Here is an 8,214-nt window from a genome sequence, read left to right on the forward strand (position 1 = left end):
CGGCGAGCCGTTCCTCGGCGGCGCGCGCGGTCTGCTCGGCGTAGCGGGCCGCCGCGCCCGCCTGGGTGGCGTGGTCGGCGGCCTCGGCGGCGGTGCGGGCGTGCTCGCGGTGCGTCTCGACGGCGTCCTCGCGGCTCCCGGCGAGCTGGGTGAGCTCGGCCGCGAGGCGTTCCTGCGCGTGCTTGGCCGCCGCCAGCCGCTCGGCCCCGGTCTCCAGGAAGTGCTCCAGGCCCGCCTGGTGCTGGGCCGCGCGCTCCGCCGCCTCCTTGGTCTCGTGCGCGCGCCGCACCGCGTCGTCGGCCTGGCGCACCTTGGCCTTCAGGTCGGCGCGCAGCTTCTTCAGCTCGGCCGGGGGCGGCGCGACGTGCAGCCGCTGCGTCAGCGTCATCTTCTGCCGGACGGCCGCGACCGCCGACTCCGCCGCCCGGACGCGGTAGTAGGAGGCGTGCCCCTCGGCCATCGCGGTGCTGTCCTCGGCGACCAGGCGCTCGGTCTCGGCCTTCGCGGCGGGCAGCTCCTCGCGCGCCCGTGCGAGGTCGCCGACGAGCTGCTGCTCCTGGTCCCTGGCGGCGCCCAGCTCGAACCGCGCCTGAGCGGCCCGTTCGTCGATCGCGGAGACGCGCGTCCAGGCCTCGTCCGCGACGTGCGCCGCCCTGGCGGCCTGCGCGGACGCCGCGTCCGCCTCGGCCCGGAGCCGTTCGGCCTCCTGCCGGGGGCCGACCGCCTCGGCGGCGACCCGCTCCTCCTCGGCCGCCTTCCGCTCCCGCTCCGCCTCGGCCTCGGCGACGCTCTCCCGGGCGGTCTCCAACTCGGCGCGCCGGTCGACGATCGCGGCCTCCAGCGCGGCGATCGCGGCGCGCCGCTCCTCCCGCCGCTGGACGCCCTCGGTCCGGAGCCGTTCGACGGTCGCGATGTCCCGCGGCCACTGCTCCAGCCAGAGCAGTCCTCGCTGGAGTCCGCGGAGCTCGCGCTCGGCGTCCTCCCGCCACACGTTCCCGACGGGCCGGACCACGACCCGCCGGGCCAGGGCCTCCAGCGGACGGCCGTCCGGCACGGCGTCCGCCGGACGGTCGCCCGGTACCGCGTCCGCCGGACGGTCGCCCGGTACCGCGTCCGCCGGACGGTCGCCCGGCACGGCCTCCAGCGGACGGTCGTCCGGTACCGCGTCCAGCGGACGGTGGTCCGGTTCGTCCGGCGCGGGGGACGCGGTGGCGGCGGCGAGCATCTCGTCCGTGACGATCTTGTGGGGCGTGGTCTTCTCCGCCATGTCGGCGAGCATCTCGTCCGAGATCGCCTCCATGCGGATGGTCCCGAGGTCGCTGACCGTGGCCTCCGGGTCCGCGGCGGACGCCGGGGGAGCGGGCTCGGCGCGGGTCGCGCGGGCCGCGTCCTCCTTCATGGAACGGAACTCGACCGTGCCGTTGTCCTTGCGGCGGCGGAACGGAGCCGTCGGAACGACCTCCTCCAGCAGCACCGGCAGCTCGCGGTCGGCCAGGGCCTCCAGCAGCGCGGCGGCCTCGGCCTTCGACGGCGCGAGCAGCAGGATGCGGCCGTCCAGCGCGTCGGTGATCTCCCGGACCGAGCGCCCGGCGTCCGCGCCGGAGAGGTCGATCCGGTTCGCGGTCCCGTCGTCGAGCGCGTCGGGATCGACCATGAGGCGGGCCAGGGCCGTCCGGTCGCCCGGCGCCACGCCCGCCGCGAAGGCGCGCAGCACCTCCAGCCGACCGGACCAGCCCAGCGGCCGGTCGTCGCCGGACGGTCCGCTCTCCACCAGTTCGGCCTCAAGGCGCCCGTAACGCTCGGTCAGCGCCGCGCACAGCTCATCGACCCGCTCACGCAGCCGCTCCGTCTCGTCCACAGCCTGCTCCACCGTTCGCCGTCCCGGTCGCCGGTCTCCGGGGGGATCGTTTTCGACCCCCTCCGGATTTCTCCCACTCCGTCCATCTCTAACGTCTCACAGGCCGGGAGCGCTCCGGTGCCCCGCGAGCACGGCGTGGTGGTCGACGCCGCCGCGCGGCGCCGGGTCGGGGTGGACGAGCGCTCCGGTCAGCCGCGGCAGGGCGTGCATCAGGGCGTGCTCGGCGCGGACGGCCGCGTCGTGCGCCTCCACCAGCGTGCAGTCCGGATCGACGACCACGTCGCACTCGGCCCGCAGCCGGTGCCCGATCCAGCGCATCCGGACGGTGCCGACCGCCAGGACGCCCGGGACGCGCCGGAGGGCCTGCTCGGCGGTCGCGACGAGATCGGGGTCCACGGCGTCCATCAGCCGCCGCCACACCTCGCGGGCCGCCTGCCGCAGCACCACCAGGATCGCCGCCGTGATCAGCAGCCCGACCGCCGGGTCCGCCCACGTCCAGCCGAGGCCCGCGCCCGCCGCGCCGAGCAGGACGGCCAGGGACGTGAACCCGTCGGTGCGCGCGTGCAGCCCGTCCGCGACCAGCGCCGCCGACCCGATGCGGCGGCCGACCCGGATCCGGTACCGGGCGACCAGCTCGTTCCCGGCGAAACCGATCAGCGCCGCCGCCGCGACCGTCCACAGATGGGCCACCGGCTGTGGATGGGCGATCCGCTGCAGCGCCGCGTACCCCGCCGCCGCCGACGACACGCCGATCGCCAGCACCACGACGACCCCGGCGAGGTCCTCGGCGCGCCCGAACCCGTAGGTGTAGCGGCGGGTGGGCGGACGGCGGCCGAGCATGAACGCGATCCCCAGCGGGACGGCCGTCAGCGCGTCCGCCGCGTTGTGCAGCGTGTCGCCGAGCAGCGCGACGGACCCGCTGACCGCCACGACCACCGCCTGCAGCACGGCGGTCGCCGCCAGGACGAGCAGCGACGTCCACAGGGCGCGCATCCCGTCCGCGCTGCCCTCCAGCGCCGCGTCCACCTTGTCCGCCGCCTCATGCGAATGCGGCCGAACAAAATGGACGACCCGCCCCCAGACCCCTGCCCCGAACGACCGCCCTCCTCCATCCCAACCTTCGTGCCCGTGGCCGTGTGCCTGCCCGTGGCCGTGCCCGCCTTCGTGCCCGTGGCCGCTGTCCCGAGCGGCCCTGCGCTCGCGGCGGGAGCCGGGTTCGGGTTCGGGTTCGTGATCACGGCGGGGGGCGGGGCCGTGTGCGTGATCACGGCCGGGCCCGGGCTCGTTTCGGGTGCTCATGTTCACACCATGGACCACGGATTCCGTTGCAGCACCTCGACAGGAACGCATGGTCCGCAGCCGCGAGGAGGTCGCGACTGCGGATCCGTGGTCGTTAGTGCGGGTTGGCGGCCAGCAGCTCGGCGAGCAGGTCGTCCAGCGTCACGATCCCGACCATCTCGCCGCCCTGGCCGCCGCACACGACCCCGAGCTGCGCGCGCGAGCGGCGCATCACCGAGACCGCCGACAGGACGGTCGTCGCGCCGGTCAGCACGGGGGCCGGGTGCGCCAGCTCGGTGGCGGGACGGTCGGCGTCGGGCTCGGTGACCGCGGCCCGGACGTGCACGATGCCGGGGCCCGCGCCGTCCGCGCCGAGGACGACCAGCCGGTTGTGGCCGCTCGCGGTCGCCACCCGCCGGACGTCGGCGGCGGTCGCGTCGGCGGGCACCGTGGCGACCTCGGCGGCCGGGACGACCAGGTGCGCGACCGTGACCTCCCGCGCGGAGATCGCGCGCCGCAGCAGCTCGTGGTCGTGCCGTCCGATGAGCCCGAGCCGCCGGGACTCGCCGACCAGGTGGCCGAGCGAGCGGACGTCGGCCGGGGCGTCCAGTTCGTCGCGCGGGGTGATCCGGCACAGCCGCAGCAGGCCGTTGGTGACGGTGTTGAGGGCGGCGAGCACCGGCCGGGACACTTTCGCGAACGCCCGGAACGGCAGCGCCAGCACAAGCGCCGACCTGCGCGGATAGGCGATCGCCCACGACTTGGGCGCCATCTCGCCGACGACCATGTGCAGGAACGTCACGACGCCGAGCGCGCACGCCAGGGCGAGGCCCTTGGCGATCGCCTCGGGGACGCCGACAGCGTGCAGCGGCGGCTCCAGGACGTGCTCGAACGCGGGCTCGGTGACGATCGCGAGGCCCAGCGAGCACATCGTGATGCCGAACTGCGCCCCGGCGAGCATCAGGGACAGCTCGCGGGTGCCCGCGAGGGCGGCGGCGGCCGGTCGGCTGCCGCGCGCGGCGGCCCGTTCGAGCTGCGAGCGCGGCGCGGCGACGAGCGCGAACTCGGCCGCCACGAAGAACCCGTTCCCGACCAGCAGAAGTGCCGTGACCAGCAGTGATGTCAGCGGATCCACGGGCCGGCCCCCTCCCCGGACGCCGCCATGGCGTTCTCGTCCATGGCCTCGTCACCGTCGCGAACGTCGCGTCCGCTTGCGGCGGAGGCGTTCCGCACCTCGCGTCCGCTCTCGGTGGAGCCGTTCCGCTCCTCGAGTTCGCCTGCGCTGGAGGCGTTTTGAATGTCGTGTCGGCTCTTGGCGGAGGCGTCCAGCGCCTCGCGTTCGCCTTCGGTGGCCGTGTTCCGGACCTCGCGTCCGGTTTCCGCGGAGACCTCGGGCTGGGAAGGCTCGCCGGAGCCTTCCGCGCGCACGCTGCCGTTGGCAGGCTTCACCATCGGCGCGGCGTCACCCGGGCCGCCCTGTACCGGAACGTGCACGACATCGGCACCGGCCTCGGCGGTCTCGGCATCCGCGTCGGTCCGGGCGGCGGCATCCGCGTCGGTCCGGGCGGCTGCGGCGGCCTCGGCGTCCAGGGCCGCCGCCGCCGTGTCGGCGGTGGTCAGCGCGCGGACGCGGACCTCGCGGGCCACGCGGCGGGCGACGGAGACCACCTCGATCTCGGCGTGTCCGTCCGGCTCGGCGGGGTCCTCGCCCAGCGGGACGACCAGCCGGTCGCCGGGCCGGGGCAGGCGGCGCAGCCCGGCCATGACCAGCCCGCCGACCGTGTCGTAGGAGTCGCCCTCGGGCAGGGCGAGGCCGGTGGTCAGCTCGATCTCGTCCACGCGCAGCCCGGCGTCCAGCAGCCAGGAGCCGTCGGCCGAGCCGACCGGGGCCTGGTCGCGGGCGTCGTTCTCGTCGGTGATCTCGCCGACGAGCTCCTCGGCGACGTCCTCGAAGGTGAGGATGCCGGCGAGGCCGCCGTACTCGTCCACGACGCAGGCGAACTCCTCGCCCGCCTCGCGCATCCGCTCGATCACCCCGTACAGCGGCTGGCTGCCGGGGACCATCAGCGCGGGCCGGGCGATCACCGACACCGGGGTGGACGGCGGGAGCCCGTCGGCCGCGGCCTCCCGCGCGCCGACGACGCCGATGACGTCGTCCATGTCCTGGCCGTAGACCGGGTAGTTGGAGTTGCCGTTCTCCCGGATCAGCGCGACCAGCTCGGCGACCGTCGCGTCCGAGGCGAGGGACCGGACCTGCGGGCGCGGCACCATGACCTCGTCGGCCGTCCGGTCGCCGAACGACAGCGCCCGGTCCAGCAGCCGGGTCAGGTCGGCGGGCAGATGCCCGGCCCCGGCGGAGCGGTCGATGATCTCGCCCAGCTCCTCCAGGGTGGCGCCGCTGTGCAGCTCCTCGACGGGCTCGACGCCGACCGCGCGCAGCAGCTTCTCGGCGGCCCGGTCGAACAGCCGGATCAGCGGCCCGGCGACGGTCAGGTAGACCAGCGTGGACGCGGCGAGCGCGCGGGCCAGGCCCTCGGCGCGCGCGAGCGCGAGGTTCTTGGGGAACAGCTCGCCGAGCAGCATCTGGATGAGCGTGGCCAGGACGAACCCGGCGGCGAGGGCGACCGCGTCCACCGCGCCGGACGGGACGCCGGCCAGCGTGAGCAGCGGTTCGAGGAGCCCGGCGAGCGCGGGCTTGGCGATGAACCCGACCACCAGGGTGGTCATGGTGATGCCGAGCTGCGCGCCCGAGAGCATGAAGGAGAGCCGGCCGACGACCCGGAGCGCGCGGCGCGCGGCCACGTCGCCGCTGTCGGCGGCGGCCGACAGCCGGGACCGGTCGACGGCGACGAACGCGAACTCCTGGGCGACGAAGTAACCCGTCGCGGCGGTGAGCAGAATGACGGCGAAAAGGCCCAGTGCGGCGGTCAGCATGACGCACCGGGTCTATGACTGGGGTCCGACACTGCGGACGCTCAACTCCTCTCGATCGACTGCTCAGCCACGTCTCCACGAGGGAGACGACACCTACAGAACGTCACTTCACACCACGACGTTCCCTTGACACAAGTCGTGCCGCCGTGACGCTGTGTGTTTTTCCTAACGGCTCGGAACCGTTCGCGGTGGCCGAAGGCGGCCAGTCGGCCCGCGCGGCCGTTTCGCGGCGGCGCGCGGGGGCCCCGATTCACCATGATTCGCAGGGACGGGCCGCGAAGCTCCCGGATTGCCGGGAGGGGGCAACCGCTTGTGCCGGAAAGTGCCGCGGATCACACTGAACGGAAAGCGGGCGGCCCATCCTGGACGGACGCGGCGAGGGAACCCGGAGGGCGCCACGCGAATCGAAGACGGTGTCGGTGATCAGTTGCCGGCGGCCAGGCGGCCGGTGACCGGGTGCCGGTGACCGGGTGCCAGCGCCGGTGACCGGTGGCCGGGTGGCCGGGTGCCGGTGACCGGTGGCCGGGTGGCCGGGTGCCGGCGCCGGTGACCGGTGGCTGGCGCGGGTCGAGGACGGAGCAGGAACGGGGCAGGGACACGGGGCCGAGGTGAACGAGAGCGGGACCGGGGCGGCGCCCATGAGCCGCGAGGGCGTCGACCACGCCCTCGCACAGCTGCGCGCGGACGCGGAGCGGATCTCGGCGGCCCTGCTCGACCTCGACGCCCACCCCGGGTCGCGGCTGCTGAAGGGCGCGCGGCTCACCGGCGAGACCTGGCGGCGCTGGGACGAGACGCAGCGGCGCATCGGCAGGCTGTGGGAGCTGTTCGACGCCTACGGCAACGTCCTCGACCGGGCGGCGGCGCTGCGGGCCGAGTCCGAACGGCCGGACGCCGATGCCCTGCTCCTGCTCAGCGGCATGCTCACCGGCCCGTCGGTGGACCTGCCGGACGGTGAGATCCCGCTCGACCAGCGCACCCTGCTCGGCCCGGACCGCAGGCGGGTGACGCTCGGCGAGGCGGTCCGGCTGATGTCGGCGGCGTACGAGGAGGCCGCGGCCGTGGTGGTCGCCGCCGACAACGCCTGGACGGCCCTGCTCCTCCCCTTGGACGAGGTGGAGGACGACTGGCGGGAGGCGGCGCGCTCGGCGCACGAGCTGGACGGCGTCCGGCACCCCGAGCTGGACCGCATCGGGCGGGAGCTGACGGCGTTCGGCCGGATCGTCCGGACCGATCCGTTGTCGCTGGTCACGGGCTCGGGCAGCGAGGCGAAGCCGGACACCTCCCGGCTGGGCGCGCTGCGCGCCGCGCTGGACCGGGTCCGCGCCGAACTGGCCGACGCGGTCGCGGCGCGCGCCGGGCACACCGCGCTGGTGGACCGGCTCACGGCCGCGGTCGACGGCGTCGCCGAGGCCGAGCGGGCCGCGCGCGAGACCCGCGAGACGGTGCTCAACAAGATCGACTCGCCCGGGCTGCCGGAGCCCGTCACGCCGTCGGCGGGGCTGCGGGACCGGCTCGCCGCGCTGGCCGCGCTCTGCGCCGAGGGCCGGTGGCGGGAGCTGGCCGTCCGGGCGGCGGAACTGGACCGGGCGGTCGCGGTCGCGGCCGAGCGCGTCGAGGCGGACCACGCGCTCAGCTCCGGCCTGCTCGACCGCCGCTCCGAGCTGCGCGGACGCTTCCAGGCGTACCAGGCCAAGGCGGGACGGCTCGGCCTCGCCGAGGACGCCGTGGTCTCCCGCCTGGGCGAACGGGCCCGCGACCTGCTCTGGACGGCCCCCTGCGACCTGCGCGCGGCCACCGCCGCGCTCGCCGAGTACCAGCGCGCCATCCGGGCGTGCGAGAGCGAGACGGGAACCCGCGGATGACCGCCAGCCAGCCGTCCCCCTGCTCCCAGCCCGACTGCACCGGGACCGTCCAGCCGGACGGCTTCTGCGACGTCTGCGGCCTGGCCCCGCCCCCGCCCGCCGCCGCGTCCCCGGCCTCGTCGGCCTCGTCGGCCTCCTCGGGGTCGTCGGGCGGGACGGAGGTGGGCGCGCTGCCCACGCGGCCCGGAGGGAGGACGCCGCCGGACCGGGGCGAGGGCTGGTCGGTGCTGGCGGGCGCGCGGGTCGGCGGAGTGGCCGGCGCGTCCGCGCCCTCATCCGGCC

Annotated in this window: 4 protein-coding genes and 2 pseudogenes; 2 read left to right on the top strand and 4 right to left on the bottom strand. The window is 75.8% G+C overall.

Annotated features, from left to right (window positions below; translation table 11 throughout):
• The 4 genes and pseudogenes from DZF91_RS32415 to DZF91_RS32430 all read right to left on the bottom strand — a co-directional run.
• Positions 1-1,858 (bottom strand): annotated as a pseudogene (locus tag DZF91_RS32415) (hypothetical protein); the annotation flags it as partial.
• A 96-nt stretch (positions 1,859-1,954) separates the two neighbouring features.
• Complete coding sequence (locus DZF91_RS32420) at positions 1,955-2,884, bottom strand: cation diffusion facilitator family transporter (protein WP_235834729.1); 930 nt, start codon at positions 2,882-2,884, stop codon at positions 1,955-1,957.
• Between the two features lie 367 nt (positions 2,885-3,251).
• Complete coding sequence (locus tag DZF91_RS32425; protein WP_117360866.1) at positions 3,252-4,271, bottom strand: hemolysin family protein; 1,020 nt, start codon at positions 4,269-4,271, stop codon at positions 3,252-3,254.
• The gene (locus tag DZF91_RS32430; RefSeq protein WP_117360867.1) at positions 4,259-6,070 is read right to left on the bottom strand and encodes a hemolysin family protein; all 1,812 of its coding nucleotides are present in this window, start codon (positions 6,068-6,070) and stop codon (positions 4,259-4,261) included. The genes DZF91_RS32425 and DZF91_RS32430 overlap by 13 nt, the downstream gene beginning before the upstream one ends.
• A 638-nt stretch (positions 6,071-6,708) precedes the next feature.
• On the opposite strand from DZF91_RS32430, the gene DZF91_RS32435 reads away from it, so the two are divergent.
• Both DZF91_RS32435 and DZF91_RS32440 read left to right on the top strand, forming a co-directional pair.
• Positions 6,709-7,932 carry a hypothetical protein gene (locus DZF91_RS32435; RefSeq protein ID WP_235834730.1) on the top strand — a complete coding sequence of 408 codons (1,224 nt, stop codon included), beginning with the start codon at positions 6,709-6,711 and terminating at the stop codon, positions 7,930-7,932.
• Positions 7,929-8,214 (top strand): annotated as a pseudogene (locus tag DZF91_RS32440) (hypothetical protein); the annotation flags it as partial. The gene DZF91_RS32435 and the pseudogene DZF91_RS32440, both read left to right, overlap by 4 nt.

The organism is Actinomadura logoneensis, from assembly GCF_003428695.1.
Classification (GTDB): Bacteria; Actinomycetota; Actinomycetes; order Streptosporangiales; family Streptosporangiaceae; genus Spirillospora; species Spirillospora logoneensis.